Raw genomic sequence first — 19,232 nt, 5'->3', positions numbered from 1 at the left:
TGGCGAGCGAAATCGGAGGAGCCTTCTAGTGATAGCACGACTGTTAGCAAAGCGGCATGGAAAGGCCGGCCATAGTGGGTGATAGCCCCGTATGCGAAAACAGACGTGTGGTACTGAGCTAGAGAAAAGTAGGGCGGGGCACGAGAAACCCTGTCTGAACATGGGGGGACCATCCTCCAAGGCTAAATACTCATCATCGACCGATAGTGAACCAGTACCGTGAGGGAAAGGCGAAAAGAACCCCGGGAGGGGAGTGAAATAGATCCTGAAACCGCATGCTTACAAAAAGTCGGAGCCCTTAGGGGTGACGGCGTACCTTTTGTATAATGGGTCAGCGACTTACATTCAGTGGCGAGCTTAACCGAATAGGGGAGGCGTAGAGAAATCGAGTCCGAATAGGGCGTTCAGTCGCTGGGTGTAGACCCGAAACCAAGTGATCTATCCATGGCCAGGATGAAGGTGCCGTAACAGGTACTGGAGGTCCGAACCGACTAGTGTTGCAAAACTAGCGGATGAGCTGTGGATAGGGGTGAAAGGCTAAACAAACTTGGAAATAGCTGGTTCTCTCCGAAAACTATTTAGGTAGTGCCTCAAGTATTACCTGCGGGGGTAGAGCACTGTTTTGGCTAGGGGGTCATGGCGACTTACCAAACCAAGGCAAACTCCGAATACTGCAGAGTACAGCTTGGGAGACAGAGCACCGGGTGCTAACGTCCGGACTCAAGAGGGAAACAACCCAGACCGCCAGCTAAGGTCCCTAAAATTGGCTAAGTGGGAAACGAAGTGGGAAGGCTAAAACAGTCAGGATGTTGGCTTAGAAGCAGCCATCATTTAAAGAAAGCGTAATAGCTCACTGATCGAGTCGTCCTGCGCGGAAGATGTAACGGGGCTAAGCCAGTTACCGAAGCTGCGGATGTGCAATTTATTGCACGTGGTAGGAGAGCGTTCTGTAAGCCTGTGAAGGTGTCTGGTAACGGATGCTGGAGGTATCAGAAGTGCGAATGCTGACATGAGTAGCGTTAAAGCGGGTGAAAAGCCCGCTCGCCGTAAGCGCAAGGTTTCCTACGCAACGTTCATCGGCGTAGGGTGAGTCGGCCCCTAAGGCGAGGCAGAGATGCGTAGCTGATGGGAAACAGGTCAATATTCCTGTACCGATCAATAGTGCGATGTGGGGACGGAGAAGGTTAGCTCAGCCAACTGTTGGATATGTTGGTTCAAGCCTGTAGTCGTGCCTGGTAGGCAAATCCGCCGGGCTTAGATGAGGGGTGATAACGAGTCTGCTTGCAGACGAAGTGAGTGATACCCTGCTTCCAGGAAAAGCCACTAAGCTTCAGCTATTGACGACCGTACCGCAAACCGACACTGGTGCGCGAGATGAGTATTCTAAGGCGCTTGAGAGAACTCAGGAGAAGGAACTCGGCAAATTGATACCGTAACTTCGGGAGAAGGTATGCCGCAAGTAGGTGAACTTGTACAAAGGGAGCCCAAAGCGGTTGCAAAAAATCGGTGGCTGCGACTGTTTAATAAAAACACAGCACTCTGCAAACACGAAAGTGGACGTATAGGGTGTGACGCCTGCCCGGTGCTGGAAGATTAAATGATGGGGTGCAAGCTCTTGATTGAAGTCCCAGTAAACGGCGGCCGTAACTATAACGGTCCTAAGGTAGCGAAATTCCTTGTCGGGTAAGTTCCGACCTGCACGAATGGCGTAACGATGGCCACACTGTCTCCTCCTGAGACTCAGCGAAGTTGAAATGTTTGTGATGATGCAATCTCCCCGCGGAAAGACGGAAAGACCCCATGAACCTTTACTGTAGCTTTGTATTGGACTTTGAACGGATCTGTGTAGGATAGGTGGGAGGCTTTGAAGTGAGGTCGCTAGATCTCATGGAGCCAACGTTGAAATACCACCCTGGTGCGTTTGAGGTTCTAACCTAGGTCCATTAGCTGGATCGGGGACAGTGCATGGTAGGCAGTTTGACTGGGGCGGTCTCCTCCCAAAGCGTAACGGAGGAGTTCGAAGGTACGCTAGTTACGGTCGGACATCGTGACGATAGTGCAATGGCATAAGCGTGCTTAACTGCGAGACTGACAAGTCGAGCAGATGCGAAAGCAGGACATAGTGATCCGGTGGTTCTGTATGGAAGGGCCATCGCTCAACGGATAAAAGGTACTCTGGGGATAACAGGCTGATACCGCCCAAGAGTTCATATCGACGGCGGTGTTTGGCACCTCGATGTCGGCTCATCTCATCCTGGGGCTGTAGTCGGTCCCAAGGGTATGGCTGTTCGCCATTTAAAGAGGTACGTGAGCTGGGTTTAAAACGTCGTGAGACAGTTTGGTCCCTATCTTCCGTGGGCGCTGCAGATTTGAGGAAGCCTGCTCCTAGTACGAGAGGACCGGAGTGGACACACCTCTGGTGTATCGGTTGTCACGCCAGTGGCATTGCCGAGTAGCTAAGTGTGGAAGAGATAACCGCTGAAAGCATCTAAGCGGGAAACTCGTTTCAAGATGAGATCTGCCGGGGTCTTGAGCCCCCTGAAGGGTCGTTGTAGACCACGACGTTGATAGGCTGGGTGTGGAAGTGCAGCAATGCATTAAGCTAACCAGTACTAATTGCCCGTGCGGCTTGACCCTATAACTTTGACTGCCAATCGCAGCTCAAGACTGTTATGCCAAGTACGCAATCAAATCCACGCTGATTCACAGACTCTATGAATTCGCTGTGCAGTCCTCACTGCTCAGCAACCCTTTATGCCTGATGACCATAGCAAGTTGGTCCCACTCCTTCCCATCCCGAACAGGACAGTGAAACGACTTCGCGCCGATGATAGTGCGGGTTCCCGTGTGAAAGTAGGTCATCGTCAGGCTCTTACAGCCCAAACCGCCCTCCCACTAACACAGTGGGAGGGCGTTTTGCTTTAGGCTTGAGCGGTCAACATCGGCTGGCGCACAGCATTCACAACTCCCAGTTGCCCTGTAGATCTGCAGCCAATTCGACCTGCCCGTTTAGACGTGCTAGTTGAAGAGTTGACGGTTTGGGCTGCTGCCGGTTTCAAAGACACCTTGTTAAGGTAGAAGTGAAACCGGAGGTGGTTCATGGAGAGAAGAAGGACATTCAGCCGAGAGTTCAAGCTCAAGCGGTCAAGCTGGTCACCGAGCGTGGTGTGGTTGTGGCCCAGGTGACCTGCCCCCCATCAGCCGTACCAAGCTGAAGTTAGTGAAGTCCGTTAACCACCAAGAGAATGACGGACATGAAGAAGAACAGATTCACCGACGAGCAGATCATCGGATTCCTCAAGCAGGCTGAAGCCGGCATGCCGGTCAAGGAACTGTGCCGACTGGGCGGCTTCAGCGATGCGACCTTCTACAAGTGGCGCGCCAAGTTCGGCGGCATGCAGGCCAGGCGCGAAGCGGTCGCCAGGATGGTCGAGTAACTGGCCATCAGCGAACGCCGCGCCTGTCGCTATGTGGGGTTGTCACGAACGAGCTACCGGGAGCCTCCCAGGATGAATGCCGCCACGGCCAAGCTGAGTACGTGCATCGTCGAGCTGGCCCATGAGCGCCGACGCTTCGACTACAGGCGTATTCACGATCTGCTGACCTTGGAGGGATGGCACGTGAACAACAAACGCGTGTGGCGCCTGTACAAGCTGGCCAACCTGTCGGTGCGCAAGTGCCGCAAGATCAAACACCCCATCGGCGGGCGCCAACCCTTGGCAGCCAGCCAATATGTCAACGACACCTGGAGCATGGACTTCGTGATGGATGCGCTGGCCAATGGGCGGCGGATAAAGTGCCTGACGGTGGTGGATGACTTCAGCCGCGAGTGTGTGGACATCGCCGTGGATCACGGCATGGGCGGGCAATACGTGGTGCGGCTGCTGGATCAGGCTGCGCAGTTCTGGGGCTATCCGCGAGCGATCCGCACGGACTAAGGGCCGGAGTTCACCAGTCGGGCGTTCCTGGCCTGGACGGCCGCAAGAGGCGTTCGGCGTTTGCGCAAGTTTAGGGACGAGTGTATGAACGGGCAGTGGATTGAGTCCCTGACGCAGGCCATACAGGAGATCACCCGATGGCGGTGGGACCACAACGAGGTTCGCCCGCACAGTTCGCTGGGGCGCATACCGCCAGCCAGCTTCGCCGCACGACATCGCCAGCGCGCTGGCGATGTCGTGCAATCACCGGAGATCAAATAATCTCCAAAAACTTGGACTCGCTACTTAACACTGGCACGTCTGAAGGGGGCAGGTCACAGGCTGCCAAAGACCTGGACAGTCACGAAAACGTGATGCGCAAGTGGGTTCGTGAGCTGCGAGACGAACCCCCCAGGAGGCCTGCCCTGGCAACGGCAAGCAAAAGGCCCAGGACGCGGAAATAGCGCAGCTACGCAAGGAGGTGGCTGAGCTCAAGATGGAGCGCGACATCCTAAAAAAACCGTGGCCTACTTCGCGAAGGAGTCGATGTGAAGTTCGGCTTCGTGGCGAAACACCGAGGGGCCTTGCCGGTCTATCTGATGTGCGAGGCGCTCGGTGTCTCGTGGGGTGGCTTCTACGCGTGGCTCACACGGCCCAGGGGTCGGCGCAGCCTCAGCAGCGGTGCTGGACCTGTACTCGCGGCGCATTATGGGTTGGTCTATGCGGGAAAGCATGACCTTGCAGCTCGTGGTGGACGCGCTGATGATGGCCGTGTGGCGTCGGGCAAGCCGGTGGCCTTGCTGCATCACTTGGACCAGGGTAGCCAGTACACCAGGGAGCACTTCCAGAGGCTGCTGGATGAACAGGGCATCACTTGCAGCATGAGCCGGGCCGGCGAGGTCTGGGACAACTCGGCCATGGAGAGCTTCTTCAGTTCTCTCAAGACCGAACGCATCGCCAGGAAGGTGTCCTGAACACGAAGGCGGGTCCGTTCAGATGTATTCGATTTCATCGAGTGCTTCTACAACCCAACGCGCCGGCATTCGACGCTCGGCTATCTCAGTCCGTACAGTACGAGCAAACTCAAAAGGCTTAGGTTGGTGTCAACGGAACAGGCAGCAGCCCACTCAACCAACAGCCGCCCATGAACAACCTCTTGGAACTCAACGGCTAGCTCGCCAAACTGACGCCACCGACTACAAAGATCCGCCTCACCTAAAACAAAAAATAGTGATATCGGCGCAAGGATCAAAAAGGCTGTATACTTCTAAGTTCTTCGGAGGGGTGCCCGAGTGGCTAAAGGGGGCAGACTGTAAATCTGTTGGCTTACGCCTACACTGGTTCGAATCCAGTCCCCTCCACCAGATTGTGGTTTGAAGGCGTTGGACCGTACTTGCGCGAAATTCGGTCTTGCGGGAGTAGTTCAATGGTAGAACCCTAGCCTTCCAAGCTAATGACGCGGGTTCGATTCCCGTCTCCCGCTCCACGGTTTGGATAGGTTGGTTGAGAGGAGTTTGACTCCTTGTTGCCCATGTGGCTCAGTGGTAGAGCACTCCCTTGGTAAGGGAGAGGTCGCGGGTCCGATTCCCGCCATGGGCACCACAGTTTCAGGTGCGTCTCCGTTTGGGGTGCATCAATATTTGTCGTGTTGGTGTAGATTTTTTCGGAGTCGAAAAGATGGCAAAAGGTAAGTTTGAACGTACCAAGCCCCACGTGAACGTGGGCACGATCGGCCACGTGGACCATGGCAAGACGACGCTGACGGCGGCCATCGCCACGGTGCTGTCCAAGAAGTTCGGCGGCGAAGCCAAGGGCTACGACCAGATCGACAACGCCCCTGAAGAAAAGGCGCGCGGCATCACGATCAACACCTCGCACGTGGAATACGAAACGGCCACCCGCCACTACGCCCACGTCGACTGCCCCGGCCACGCCGACTACGTCAAGAACATGATCACCGGCGCCGCTCAGATGGACGGCGCCATCCTGGTGTGCTCGGCCGCTGACGGCCCGATGCCCCAGACGCGCGAGCACATCCTGCTGGCCCGTCAGGTGGGCGTGCCCTACATCATCGTGTTCCTGAACAAGTGCGACATGGTCGACGACGAGGAACTGCTCGAGCTGGTCGAGATGGAAGTTCGCGAGCTGCTGGACAAGTACGACTTCCCCGGCGACGACACCCCCATCATCCGCGGCTCCGCCAAGCTGGCCCTGGAAGGCGACCAGTCCGACAAGGGCGAGCCCGCCATCTTGCGCCTGGCCGAAGCTCTGGACACCTACATCCCCACGCCTGAGCGCGCTGTGGACGGTGCCTTCCTGATGCCCGTGGAAGACGTGTTCTCCATCTCCGGCCGCGGCACCGTGGTGACCGGCCGTGTCGAGCGCGGCATCATCAAGGTCGGCGAAGAAATCGAAATCGTGGGTATCCGCGACACGCAGAAGACCACCGTCACCGGCGTGGAAATGTTCCGCAAGCTGCTGGACCAGGGCCAGGCTGGCGACAACGTGGGCCTGCTGCTGCGCGGCACCAAGCGCGAAGACGTCGAGCGCGGCCAAGTGCTGTGCAAGCCCGGCTCCATCAAGCCCCACACCCACTTCACGGCTGAGGTGTACGTGCTGAGCAAGGACGAAGGCGGCCGTCATACGCCCTTCTTCAACAACTACCGTCCCCAGTTCTACTTCCGCACCACCGACGTGACCGGCTCCATCGAGCTGCCGGCCGACAAGGAAATGGTGATGCCCGGCGACAACGTGTCGATCACTGTGAAGCTGATCAACCCCATCGCCATGGAAGAAGGCCTGCGCTTCGCTATCCGCGAAGGCGGCCGTACCGTGGGCGCCGGCGTCGTTGCCAAGATCATTGCGTAATCTAGTGGGGATCGAAGGGGTATAGCTCAATTGGCAGAGCGTCGGTCTCCAAAACCGAAGGTTGTAGGTTCGATTCCTACTGCCCCTGCCACTTCAAGGTGGTAACAAAACAAGCCCGCCAGCCCCTGGCGGGCTTCGGCGTCTTGTAAGGCGCGATCAAATAGGCGAATTTATCTATGGCCACATCCCAGGTTGAGACGGTCACGACTGGTGCGGACAAGGCAAAGTTGTTCGCGGCAGTGGCGATTGTTCTTGCGTCCATTGCCGGTTTCTATGTGCTGGGTAAGCAAGGGCCCCTGATTCAATGGGGTGTGTTGCTGTTGGGTCTAGTGCTGGCTGTGGCGGTTTTTCTCGTTTCCGAGCATGGACGCCAGTTCGTCGGGTTTGCAAGCGATGCGTGGCGTGAGGTTAAGAAGGTTGTCTGGCCCACGCGCAAGGAAACGCTGCAAATGACGGGCTATGTGTTCGCTTTTGTGGTGGTGATGGCGCTGTTCCTTTGGTTCACGGACAAGACCTTGGAATGGGTTCTGTACGACTTGATCTTGGGCTGGAGGAAGTGATGGTGGATGCCGTGGACACGAATGGTGTGCAGCCTCCGGTGGATGTTCCGGTGAATCCAGATCTGCGCTGGTACATCGTTCATGCCTATTCTGGTATGGAGAAGGCGGTGGAGCGCAACATCCAGGAACGCATTGCGCGCGCCGGTATGCAGCAAAAGTTCGGCCGCATTCTGGTGCCCACTGAAGAAGTGGTGGAAATGAAGAATGGCCAGCGCAAGACTACCGAGCGTCGCCTTTTCCCTGGTTATGTGTTCGTCGAAATGGTGATGGACGATGACACCTGGCACTTGGTGAAGCACACCAGCAAAGTGACAGGATTCGTGGGCGGGGTGAAGAACCGCCCTGCGCCTATTTCCGAAGAAGAGGTGCAGAAGATTGTCAGCCAGATGCAGCAGGGAACGGACAAGCCGCGCCACAAGATCGAATTCATGGTGGGCGAGTTGGTGCGGGTCAAGGAAGGTCCGTTCACCGATTTCAACGGCTCCGTAGAAGAAGTGAATTACGAGAAGAACCGCTTGCGCGTTTCTGTGATGATCTTTGGCCGCTCCACCCCGGTGGAACTGGAATTTGCCCAGGTCGAAAAGACCTGAGCGTCAGTGAAGTATTCGCGCTTTTCGACTCGGTGCGATGAGAGAAGAGAGTCGGTAACCCCGGGGAGCCTGGTGAACGATCAGGCGTTAATACCCGCAAGGAGCAAACATGGCGAAAAAAATCGTCGGCTTCATCAAGCTGCAAGTGCCAGCTGGTAAGGCCAATCCCTCCCCTCCGATTGGTCCCGCGCTGGGCCAACGCGGTCTCAACATCATGGAGTTCTGCAAGGCGTTCAACGCGCAGACCCAAGGTGTCGAGCCTGGTCTGCCGCTGCCCGTGGTGATCACGGCTTTTGCAGACAAGAGCTTTACTTTCGTCATCAAGACGCCGCCCGCAACGGTGCTGATCAAGAAGGCGATCAAGCTGGACAAGGGCTCCTCCAATGCCTTGAGCACCAAGGTGGGCAAGATCACCCGTGCACAGCTCGAAGAGATCGCTAAGACCAAGCTCAAGGACATGAATGCTGCTAGCGTTGACGCGGCAGTGCGCACGCTGGCTGGTTCTGCTCGCTCGATGGGCGTGACGGTGGAGGGTCTGTAAATGGCAAAGCTGACCAAGAAGCAAAAGGCCCTGCAGGGCAAGGTGGACTCTACCAAGCTGTACGCTTTCGCTGAGGCGGTGGCTCTGGTGAAGGAAGCCGCTACTGCTAAGTTCGACGAATCCATCGATGTTGCTGTGCAACTCGGCGTGGATGCCAAGAAGTCGGACCAAGTGGTGCGTGGTGCCGTGGTGCTGCCGAATGGCACGGGCAAAACGACGCGCGTTGCCGTGTTCGCCCAAGGCGCCAAGGCAGAAGAAGCCAAGGCCGCAGGTGCCGACATCGTGGGCATGGACGACCTGGCCGCTCAGGTCAAGGCTGGAGATATGCCGTTCGACGTGGTGATCGCTGCTCCCGATGCCATGCGCGTCGTGGGTACGCTGGGCCAGATCCTGGGCCCCCGCGGTCTGATGCCGAACCCCAAGGTAGGCACGGTGACGCCGGATGTGGCGACGGCCGTGAAGAACGCCAAGGCGGGTCAGGTGCAGTTCCGTGTCGACAAGGCCGGTATCGTGCACAGCACCATTGGCCGTCGGTCGTTCGACAACGACAAGTTGCAGGGCAACCTGGCAGCTCTGATCGAAGCGCTGAACAAGGCCAAGCCTGCGACCAGCAAGGGCGTGTACCTGCGCAAGGTAGCCGTGTCGTCCACGATGGGCGTCGGCGTCCGCGTGGATACGCAGACCATCGCAGCGTAATTGCGAAATCTTCAGGCGTGGTGCCCATGAGGGCGGCAGGTCTGATGTGGTGGGCTGACAGCTCCTTTGAGGGCTGGCAGGCCATCCAAGACCGTTGGTGTGCAAGGTGCACTTAAACCTTTCGAGGCCAACGCAGATGGCGATCCCGCTGCAGATGGAATGCATGTTCCAAAACAGTTGGTCGCTGCAACAAGAGCGCGCACGGAGGCTTGTCCGAAGTGCGCATATGAAGGAGTAGACCTTGAGTCTTAATCGCAGTGAGAAAGAAGCGGTCATCAATGAAGTGACCAGCCTCGCCGCTAAAGCTCAAACGCTCGTGATCGCGGAATACCGTGGCATCACGGTGGCCGACATGACCAAACTGCGCGTGGAAGCTCGCAGCAAGGGTGTGAGCCTGAGTGTTCTGAAGAACACCCTGGCCCGCCGTGCTGTGGCTGGCAGCCAGTTTGACGTGGTGGCCGACCAGATGACCGGTCCTCTGATCTATGGCTTCTCCGAAGACGCTGTGGCCGCCGCCAAGGTGGTGGCCGATTTCGCGAAAACCAACGACAAGCTGGTGATTCGCGGCGGCGCTTTCGCGGGCAAGGCCCTGGACGTGAACGGCGTGAAGCAACTGGCCAACATTCCTACCAAGGAAGTGCTGCTGGCCCAGCTGTGTGGCTTGCTGATGTCGCCGATCTCCCGCACCGCCGTGGTGCTGGGTGCCCTGGCGGCCAAAAAAGGCGAAGGCGAGCCTGCTGCTGCCTGAGGCAGCGTGGCAATCGTCCCCCCTCTCAACCAATTGTTAGGAAATCAAAATGGCATTCGATAAAGACGCATTCTTGACCGCGCTGGACAGCATGACGGTCCTGGAACTCAATGACCTGGTGAAGGCCATTGAAGAGAAGTTCGGCGTGAGCGCTGCCGCTATGGCTGCTCCCGCTGCTGGCGGCGCTGCCGGCGGCGGTGCTGCAGCTGCTGAAGAAAAGACCGAGTTCAACGTGGTGCTGGCTGACGCCGGCGCCAACAAGGTGGCGGTCATCAAGGCAGTGCGCGAAATCACCGGTCTGGGCCTCAAGGAAGCCAAGGACCTGGTGGACGGCGCTCCCAAGAACGTCAAGGAAGGCATTGCCAAGGCTGACGCCGAAGCTGCCGTCAAGAAGCTGGTGGAAGCCGGCGCCAAGGCCGAACTCAAGTAATCGACCTTGTCTCCTGGGCTGGGGGTCTTGCGAAAGGCCTCCAGCCTTTGGTGCTTATGGGACGCACTTTAGAGCGCACCAGAAAGCGGCCCCCGTGGACTGTTTTCTAGTGTCTTCTGAACCATCCGACAGCAGAAGACGCCTTGGTTCGGGCGATGTGCAACGCATCGCCGTCCGCCATGGTTGGTAGTGGCCAACCGCCAAGCCTGCAAGGTGGCCGCCTTGCAGGGCAGTCGTCGAAGATCCCATTCCATGTCCTTGCCCGGAGATCTCATGGCCCAAACATCCACGTACAGTTATACCGAACGCAAGCGCATTCGCAAGAGCTTCGGTAGCCGCGACAGTGTGCTCAAGGTCCCGTACCTGCTGCAGATGCAGCGGGATGCCTACACCGCGTTTCTGCAGGCCGACACGGCCCCGCAAAAACGCAGCATCGAAGGCCTGCAGGCCGCTTTCAACTCCGCGTTTCCCATCGTTTCCCACAACGGCTTCGTGGAGATGAAGTTCGTTGAATACAACCTGGCCAAGCCGGCGTTCGACGTGCGCGAATGCCAGACCCGCGGCTTGACTTTTGCATCGGCCGTGCGTGCCAAGGTGCAGTTGATCATCTACGACCGCGAGTCCTCGACCTCGCAGTCCAAGGTGGTCAAGGAAGTGAAGGAGCAGGAGGTCTACATGGGCGAAGTGCCCCTGATGACTGACAAGGGCTCCTTCATCATCAACGGCACCGAGCGCGTGATCGTCTCCCAGCTGCACCGCTCGCCCGGCGTGTTCTTCGAGCACGACAAGGGCAAGACCCACAGCTCGGGCAAGTTGCTGTTCTCTGCGCGCATCATCCCCTACCGCGGCTCCTGGCTGGACTTCGAATTTGATCCGAAGGACATCCTGTACTTCCGCGTGGACCGTCGCCGCAAGATGCCGGTCACGATCCTGCTCAAGGCCATCGGCCTGAACCCCGAGTCCATCCTGGCGAACTTCTTCGTCAACGACAACTTCCGCCTGATGGACAGCGGTGCTCAGCTGGAGTTCGTGCCCGAGCGTCTGCGGGGCGAGGTGGCGCGCTTCGACATCACCGACAAGGCCGGCAAGGTGATTGTGGCCAAGGACAAGCGCGTGACGGCGCGCCACACGCGTGAGCTTGAGCAGTCCGGCACCACCCACATCAGCGTGCCTGAGGATTTCCTCATCGGCCGCGTGGTGGCGCGCAACATCGTGGACGGCGACACCGGCGAGATCCTGGCCAAGGCCAACGAAGAGCTGACCGAGGCGTTGCTCAAGAAGCTGCGCGCTGCTGGCGTGCAGGACCTGCAGGTCATCTACACCAACGAACTCGACCAGGGCGCCTACATTTCGCAGACGCTGCGCATCGACGAAACCGTGGATGAATTCGCCGCGCGCGTGGCCATCTACCGCATGATGCGCCCCGGCGAGCCGCCGACCGAGGATGCCGTGCAGGCCCTGTTCCAGCGCCTGTTCTACAACCCCGACACGTACGACCTGTCGCGCGTGGGCCGCATGAAGTTCAACGCCAAGATCGGCCGCGACGAAGCCACCGGCCCGATGGTGCTGTCCAACGACGACATCCTGGCCGTGGTCAAGATCCTGGTGGACCTGCGCAACGGCAAGGGCGAGGTGGACGACATTGACCACCTGGGCAACCGCCGCGTGCGCTGCGTGGGCGAGCTGGCCGAAAACCAGTACCGCACGGGCCTGGCACGTATCGAGAAGGCCGTGAAGGAACGCCTGGGCCAGGCCGAGCAAGAGCCGCTGATGCCCCACGACCTGATCAACTCCAAGCCGATTTCCGCGGCGCTCAAGGAGTTCTTCGGTGCGTCCCAGCTGTCGCAGTTCATGGACCAGACCAACCCGCTGGCCGAGATCACGCACAAGCGCCGTGTTTCGGCCCTGGGCCCGGGCGGTCTGACCCGCGAGCGCGCCGGCTTCGAGGTGCGCGACGTGCACGTGACCCACTACGGCCGCGTGTGCCCGATCGAGACGCCTGAAGGTCCGAACATCGGTCTGATCAACTCGCTGGCCCTGTACGCGCGCCTGAACGAGTACGGCTTCATCGAGACTCCGTACCGTCGCGTGGTGGACGGCAAGGTCACGATGGAAATCGACTACCTGTCGGCCATCGAAGAAGGCAAGTACATCATCGCCCAGGCCAACGCCACGCTGGATGCCGAAGGGCGTCTGACGGGCGACCTGGTGTCGGCGCGCGAGAAGGGTGAATCGACCCTGGTGTCCGCCGACCGCGTGCAGTACATGGACGTGTCGCCTGCGCAGATCGTGTCGGTGGCGGCTTCGCTCGTTCCGTTCCTGGAGCACGACGACGCGAACCGCGCGCTGATGGGCGCCAACATGTCGCGCCAGGCCGTGCCCGTGCTGCGTCCCGAAAAGCCCATGGTGGGCACGGGTATCGAGCGCGTGGCGGCCGTGGACTCCGGCACCGTGGTGACGGCCAACCGTGGCGGTGTGGTGGACTATGTGGACGCCACCCGTATCGTGGTGCGTGTGAACGACGACGAAGCCGTGGCCGGTGAAGTCGGCGTGGACATCTACAACCTCATCAAGTACCAGCGCTCCAACCAGAACACGAACATCCACCAGCGCCCCATCGTCAAGAAGGGCGACAAGCTGGCCAAGGGTGACGTGATTGCCGACGGCGCTTCGACCGACCTGGGCGAGATCGCCATCGGCCAGAACATGCTGATCGCGTTCATGCCCTGGAACGGCTACAACTTCGAGGACTCGATCCTGATCAGTGAGCGCGTGGTGGCCGAAGACCGCTACACCTCGATCCACATCGAGGAGTTGGTGGTGATGGCCCGCGACACGAAGCTGGGCGCGGAAGAAATCACCCGCGACATCCCGAACCTGTCGGAGCAGCAGCTGAACCGTCTGGACGAGTCCGGCATCATCTACGTGGGCGCCGAAGTGCAGCCCGGCGACACGCTGGTCGGCAAGGTCACGCCCAAGGGCGAAACCACCCTCACGCCTGAAGAGAAACTGCTGCGCGCCATCTTCGGCGAGAAGGCGTCCGATGTGAAGGACACCTCGCTGCGCGTGGACCGGGGCTCGCAGGGCACGGTGATCGACGTGCAGGTGTTCACCCGTGAAGGCATCCAGCGCGACAAGCGTGCCCAGCAGATCATCGACGATGAACTCAAGCGCTTCCGCCTGGACCTGAACGACCAGTTGCGCATCGTGGAGGCCGACGCGTTCGACCGTATCGAGAAGCTGCTGACCGGCCGCGTGGCCAACGGCGGCCCGCAAAAACTCGCCAAGGGTACGAAGATCGACAAGGCCTACCTGGCCTCGGTGGAGAAGTTCCACTGGTTCGACATCCGCCCCGCCGAGGAAGAGGTCGCCACGCAGCTGGAGTCCATCAAGAACGCGCTGGAGCAGACCCGCCACAGCTTCGACCTGGCCTTTGAAGAAAAGCGCAAGAAGCTCACCCAAGGCGACGAACTGCCCGCGGGCGTGCTGAAGATGGTCAAGGTGTACCTGGCCGTCAAGCGCCGCCTGCAGCCTGGCGATAAGATGGCCGGCCGCCACGGCAACAAGGGTGTGGTGTCCAAGATCGTTCCGGTCGAGGACATGCCCTACATGGCCGACGGCACGCCCGCCGACATCGTGCTCAACCCGCTGGGCGTGCCTTCGCGCATGAACATCGGCCAGGTGCTGGAAGTTCACCTGGGCTGGGCCGGCAAGGGCATGGGCCAGCGCATCGGCGACATGCTGCAGCGCGAGGCCAAGACGGCTGAGCTGCGCAAGTTCCTGGAAGAGATCTACAACTCGCGCGGCCGCAAGGAAGACCTGTCGCAGCTGAGCGACGACGAAATCCTGGCCATGGCGCGCGAGCTGACCTCGGGCGTTCCCTTCGCATCGCCCGTGTTCGACGGCGCGTCCGAAGAGGAAATCAAGGACATGCTCAAGTTGGCCTACCCGGACGACCTCGCCCAGGCCAAGGGCCTGACCGAGACGCGCACGCAGGCGTACCTGTACGACGGCCGCACGGGCGAGCGTTTCGAGCGCCCGACGACCGTGGGCTACATGCACTACCTGAAGCTGCACCACTTGGTGGACGACAAGATGCACGCCCGCTCGACCGGTCCGTACTCGCTCGTCACGCAGCAACCGCTGGGCGGCAAGGCGCAGTTCGGTGGCCAGCGCTTCGGGGAGATGGAAGTGTGGGCGCTGGAAGCCTACGGCGCCGCCTACGTGCTGCAGGAAATGCTGACGGTGAAGTCCGACGACGTGCAGGGCCGTACCAAGGTGTACGAGAACATCGTCAAGGGCGAACACGCGATCGAAGCCGGCATGCCGGAGTCGTTCAACGTGCTGGTCAAGGAAATCCGTTCGCTGGGCCTGGACATCGAGTTGGAACGTTCCTGAGCAGGATCGAGTTTTTAAAAAAGTGAGCGGCTGGCGCTCACTCCTTCTGGGTTTGCAGGTGTTTTGTCTTGTAAATCCTTATGCAGCAAGCGCCAGCAGCTATGTTTTTAGGTGAAAAGGAAAGAGTCACATGAAATCGCTACTCGACCTGTTCAAGCAATTCACGCCCGATGAGCATTTCGATGCCATCAAGATCGGCATGGCTTCGCCCGAGAAGATCCGTTCGTGGTCTTTCGGCGAAGTGAAGAAGCCCGAAACCATCAACTACCGCACGTTCAAGCCCGAGCGCGACGGCCTGTTCTGCGCCAAGATTTTCGGGCCCATCAAGGACTACGAATGCCTGTGCGGCAAGTACAAGCGCCTGAAGCACCGCGGCGTGATCTGCGAAAAGTGCGGCGTTGAAGTCACGCAGACCAAGGTGCGCCGCGAGCGCATGGGCCACATCGACCTGGCCGCGCCCTGCGCCCACATCTGGTTCCTGAAGTCGCTGCCTTCGCGCCTGGGCCTGGTGCTGGACATGACGCTGCGCGACATCGAGCGCGTGCTGTACTTCGAAGCCTACGTGGTCACCGACCCCGGCATGACCCCGCTGAAGAAGTTCGGCATCATGTCCGAGGACGACTACGACGCCAAGCGCAAGGAATACGGCGACGAGTTCGTCGCCAAGATGGGCGCCGAGGGCATCAAGGAGCTGCTGGAAGGCATCGACATCGAGATCGAGATCGAGAAGCTGCGCGGCGACCTGACGGGCTCCGAAGTCAAGGTCAAGAAGAACGCCAAGCGCCTGAAGGTGCTGGAGGCCTTCAAGAAGTCCGGCATCAAGCCCGAGTGGATGATCCTGGAAGTGCTGCCCGTGCTGCCGCCGGACCTGCGTCCGCTGGTGCCGCTGGACGGTGGCCGCTTCGCCACGTCGGACCTGAACGACCTGTACCGCCGCGTCATCAACCGCAACTCGCGCCTGCGCCGCCTGCTGGAGCTGAAGGCGCCCGAGATCATTGCGCGCAACGAAAAGCGCATGCTGCAGGAAGCCGTGGACAGCCTGCTGGACAACGGCCGCCGCGGCAAGGCGATGACGGGCGCCAACAAGCGCGCGCTGAAGTCCCTGGCCGACATGATCAAGGGCAAGTCGGGCCGCTTCCGCCAGAACCTGCTGGGCAAGCGCGTGGACTACTCGGGCCGTTCCGTGATCACCGTGGGTCCGACCCTCAAGCTGCACCAGTGCGGCCTGCCCAAGCTGATGGCCCTGGAGCTGTTCAAGCCCTTCATCTTCTCGCGCCTGGAGGCCATGGGCATTGCCACGACCATCAAGGCTGCCAAGAAGGAAGTGGAAGCCGGCACGCCCGTGGTGTGGGACATCCTGGAAGAGGTCATCAAGGAACACCCGGTGATGCTCAACCGTGCGCCCACGCTGCACCGCCTGGGCATCCAGGCGTTCGAGCCCATCCTGATCGAAGGCAAGGCCATCCAGCTGCACCCGCTGGTCTGCGCCGCGTTCAACGCCGACTTCGACGGTGACCAGATGGCCGTGCACGTGCCGCTGTCGGTGGAAGCGCAGCTGGAAGCCCGCACGCTGATGCTGGCCTCCAACAACGTGCTGTTCCCCGCGTCCGGCGAGCCCTCCATCGTGCCCTCGCAGGACGTGGTGCTGGGCCTGTACCACGCCACCCGCGAGAAGATCAACGGCAAGGGCGAAGGCCTGGTGTTCGCCGACACCGGCGAAGTCCAGCGCGCGCTGGATGCCGGCGAGGCCGAGCTGCACGCCAAGATCAGCGTGCGCCTGACCGAGTGGACCAAGGACAAGGCGACGGGTGAGTTCGTGCCCGAGACCAAGCTCGTGGACACCACCGTGGGCCGTGCGCTGCTGTCGGAAATCCTGCCCAAGGGCCTGCCCTTCAGCAACCTGAACAAGGCGCTGAAGAAGAAGGAAATCTCCAAGCTCATCAACGCGTCGTTCCGCAAGTGCGGCCTGAAGGACACCGTGGTGTTCGCCGACAAGCTGCTGCAAAACGGCTTCCGCCTGGCCACGCACGCGGGCTTCTCCGTGGCGATCGACGACATGCTGGTGCCGCCGCAGAAGGCCGAGATCCTGGCCCGCGCCGAAGCCGAGGTGAAGGAGATCGAGCAGCAGTACGTCTCCGGTCTGGTGACGGCCGGCGAGCGCTACAACAAGGTGGTGGACATCTGGGGCAAGGCCGGCGACGACGTGTCCAAGGTGATGATGGATCAGCTCAAGGTCCAGAAGACCATCGACCGCAACGGCAAGGAAGTGAACGAGGAATCGTTCAACGCCATCTACATGATGGCCGACTCCGGCGCCCGCGGCTCGGCGGCCCAGATCCGTCAGCTGGCCGGTATGCGCGGCCTGATGGCCAAGCCCGACGGCTCGATCATCGAGACGCCTATCACCGCGAACTTCCGCGAAGGCCTGAACGTGTTGCAGTACTTCATCTCCACCCACGGTGCCCGTAAGGGCCTGGCGGATACGGCGCTGAAGACCGCGAACTCGGGCTACCTGACCCGTCGCCTGGTGGACGTGACGCAGGACCTGGTGGTGACCGAGGACGACTGCGGCACCTCGAATGGTTCGCTGATGCGCGCCATCGTCGAGGGCGGTGAAGTCATCGAGTCCCTGCGCGACCGTATCCTGGGCCGTACCGCGGCCGAGGAAGTGCTGCACCCCGAAACGCGTGCCGTGCTGGCGCAGCCGGGCCGGATGCTCGATGAAGACCTGATCGAAGAGCTCGAAGCCGCAGGCGTGGACGAAGTGAAGGTGCGTACCGCGCTGACCTGCGAAACCCGCTACGGCCTGTGCGCCAAGTGCTACGGCCGCGACCTGGGCCGCGGCGGCCTGATCAACCTCGGCGAAGCCGTGGGCGTGATCGCCGCGCAGTCCATCGGCGAGCCCGGCACGCAGCTGACCATGCGTACGTTCCACATCGGTGGTGCGGCATCGCGTGCGGCGGTGGCGTCCAGTGTGGAAGCCAAGTCCAACGGCATCATCGGCTTCAACGCCACGATGCGCTACGTGACCAACACCAAGGGCGAGCTGGTGGTGATTGCGCGCTCGGGTGAAATCATCATCCAAGACGAGCACGGCCGCGAGCGCGAGCGCCACAAGGTGCCGTACGGCGCGACGCTGACGGTGAAGGCCGACCAGACCATCAAGGCCGGCACCATCCTCGCCAACTGGGACCCGCTGACGCGCCCGATCATCACCGAGTACGCAGGTACGGTGAAGTTCGAGAACGTCGAGGAAGGCCTCACTGTGGCCAAGCAGGTGGACGAGGTCACGGGCCTGTCCACGCTGGTGGTGATCGACCCCAAGCGCCGCGGCTCTGCCAAGGTGGTGCGTCCGCAGGTGAAGCTGGTGGATGCCGATGGCAAGGAGGTGAAGATCCCCGGTACCGACCACTCGGTGACGATCGGCTTCCAGGTCGGTGCGCTGATCCAGGTGCGCGACGGCCAGGAAGTGGGCCCCGGCGAAGTGCTGGCCCGCATCCCGATGGAAGGCCAGAAGACCCGCGACATTACCGGCGGTCTGCCCCGCGTGGCCGAGCTCTTTGAAGCCCGCAGCCCCAAGGACAAGGGCATGCTGGCCGAGATGACCGGCACGATCTCCTTCGGCAAGGAAACCAAGGGCAAGGTGCGCCTGCAGATCACCGATCCGGACGGCAAGGTCTGGGACGAGCTGGTGCCCAAGGAAAAGAACGTGCTGGTCCACGAAGGCCAGGTGGTCAACAAGGGCGAGCTGATCGTCGACGGCCCGGCCGATCCGCAGGACATCCTGCGCCTGCTGGGCATCGAGGAGCTGTCGCGCTACATCGTTGACGAAGTGCAGGACGTGTACCGCTTGCAGGGTGTGAAGATCAACGACAAGCACATCGAGGTGATCGTGCGCCAGATGCTGCGCCGCGTCGTGGTCGAGAACCCGGGCGAGTCCACCTACATCGCCGGCGAGCAGGTGGAGCGTTCCGAGATCCTCAACACCAACGAGGCGCTGCAGGCCGAAGGCAAGCTCCCTGCCACGTACTCCAACGTGCTGCTGGGCATCACCAAGGCGTCGCTGTCCACCGACTCGTTCATCTCCGCCGCGTCGTTCCAGGAAACGACCCGCGTGCTCACCGAGGCTGCCATCATGGGCAAGCGCGACGAGCTGCGCGGCCTGAAGGAGAACGTGATCGTGGGCCGTCTGATCCCCGCTGGCACGGGCTTGGCTTACCACCAGGCGCGCAAGGCCAAGGACGCCATGGACGAGGCCGAGTGCCGCGCCATCGCGGATGCCGAAGCCGCCGAGCTGGCCTCTGCCGGCACCGACGACGCAGCCGCCGAGATCGACGGCAGCGCCGACACGGCTGATTAAGCCGTTGCCAGTCCCGCCTCTCGCATGCGGGTACTGAACGCTCCCGGCTTGCCCATCCGGCAGGCCGGGAGTTTCTTTTTTGTCGTGTTACCAATCCCTCGGTTGGCAGGGGCCGTGCCCGCTG

General features: G+C 60.4%; 9 protein-coding genes, 4 tRNA genes, 2 rRNA genes and 2 pseudogenes (1 of these 17 cut by a window edge). All 17 read left to right on the top strand.

What is annotated here, in order from left to right; genetic code table 11:
- Positions 1 to 2,637, top strand: a 23S ribosomal RNA gene (locus MRB47_RS18095); it begins 239 nt to the left of the window's first position.
- Between the two features lie 120 nt (positions 2,638 to 2,757).
- Positions 2,758 to 2,870 (top strand): 5S ribosomal RNA (rrf, locus tag MRB47_RS18090).
- Between the two features lie 384 nt (positions 2,871 to 3,254).
- Positions 3,255 to 4,199 (top strand): annotated as a pseudogene (locus MRB47_RS18085) (DDE-type integrase/transposase/recombinase).
- 53 nt (positions 4,200 to 4,252) lie between these two features.
- Positions 4,253 to 5,065 (top strand): annotated as a pseudogene (locus MRB47_RS18080) (IS3 family transposase); the annotation flags it as partial.
- A 130-nt stretch (positions 5,066 to 5,195) separates the two neighbouring features.
- Positions 5,196 to 5,281 (top strand) — tRNA-Tyr (locus tag MRB47_RS18075).
- 48 nt (positions 5,282 to 5,329) lie between these two features.
- Positions 5,330 to 5,403, top strand: a tRNA-Gly gene (locus tag MRB47_RS18070).
- Positions 5,404 to 5,444: 41 nt separating this feature from the next.
- Positions 5,445 to 5,519: transfer RNA gene (locus MRB47_RS18065), tRNA-Thr, on the top strand.
- 75 nt (positions 5,520 to 5,594) lie between these two features.
- The gene (tuf, locus tag MRB47_RS18060) at positions 5,595 to 6,785 is read left to right on the top strand and encodes an elongation factor Tu (protein ID WP_011806991.1); all 1,191 of its coding nucleotides are present in this window, start codon (positions 5,595 to 5,597) and stop codon (positions 6,783 to 6,785) included.
- A 15-nt stretch (positions 6,786 to 6,800) separates the two neighbouring features.
- Positions 6,801 to 6,876: transfer RNA gene (locus MRB47_RS18055), tRNA-Trp, on the top strand.
- A gap of 85 nt (positions 6,877 to 6,961) precedes the next feature.
- Positions 6,962 to 7,345: a preprotein translocase subunit SecE gene (gene secE / locus MRB47_RS18050; protein ID WP_252101387.1), complete on the top strand. Its 384-nt coding sequence runs from the start codon at positions 6,962 to 6,964 to the stop codon at positions 7,343 to 7,345.
- Entirely contained in the window at positions 7,345 to 7,935 is a 591-nt protein-coding gene (gene nusG, locus MRB47_RS18045) for a transcription termination/antitermination protein NusG (RefSeq protein ID WP_011806989.1), read from the top strand. The genes secE and nusG overlap by 1 nt, the downstream gene beginning before the upstream one ends.
- A gap of 109 nt (positions 7,936 to 8,044) precedes the next feature.
- The gene (gene rplK / locus MRB47_RS18040) at positions 8,045 to 8,476 is read left to right on the top strand and encodes a 50S ribosomal protein L11 (RefSeq protein ID WP_011806988.1); all 432 of its coding nucleotides are present in this window, start codon (positions 8,045 to 8,047) and stop codon (positions 8,474 to 8,476) included.
- A complete protein-coding gene (rplA, locus tag MRB47_RS18035; RefSeq protein ID WP_011806987.1) occupies positions 8,477 to 9,172 on the top strand; it encodes a 50S ribosomal protein L1 in 696 nt (231 codons plus the stop codon).
- Positions 9,173 to 9,413: 241 nt separating this feature from the next.
- The gene (gene rplJ, locus MRB47_RS18030) at positions 9,414 to 9,920 is read left to right on the top strand and encodes a 50S ribosomal protein L10 (RefSeq protein ID WP_011806986.1); all 507 of its coding nucleotides are present in this window, start codon (positions 9,414 to 9,416) and stop codon (positions 9,918 to 9,920) included.
- Positions 9,921 to 9,969: 49 nt separating this feature from the next.
- The gene (gene rplL / locus MRB47_RS18025; RefSeq protein ID WP_015914493.1) at positions 9,970 to 10,350 is read left to right on the top strand and encodes a 50S ribosomal protein L7/L12; all 381 of its coding nucleotides are present in this window, start codon (positions 9,970 to 9,972) and stop codon (positions 10,348 to 10,350) included.
- Between the two features lie 273 nt (positions 10,351 to 10,623).
- Positions 10,624 to 14,748: a DNA-directed RNA polymerase subunit beta gene (gene rpoB, locus MRB47_RS18020; RefSeq protein WP_252101386.1), complete on the top strand. Its 4,125-nt coding sequence runs from the start codon at positions 10,624 to 10,626 to the stop codon at positions 14,746 to 14,748.
- Positions 14,749 to 14,878: 130 nt separating this feature from the next.
- The gene (gene rpoC, locus MRB47_RS18015; protein ID WP_252101385.1) at positions 14,879 to 19,108 is read left to right on the top strand and encodes a DNA-directed RNA polymerase subunit beta'; all 4,230 of its coding nucleotides are present in this window, start codon (positions 14,879 to 14,881) and stop codon (positions 19,106 to 19,108) included.
- Positions 19,109 to 19,232: the final 124 nt, after the last annotated feature.

The organism is Diaphorobacter sp. LI3 (assembly GCF_022807955.1).
Taxonomy (GTDB): domain Bacteria; phylum Pseudomonadota; class Gammaproteobacteria; order Burkholderiales; family Burkholderiaceae_C; genus Diaphorobacter; species Diaphorobacter nitroreducens.
The sequence above is the reverse complement of the archived record's forward strand: the minus strand, read 5'-3'. Positions and strand labels throughout refer to the sequence as shown.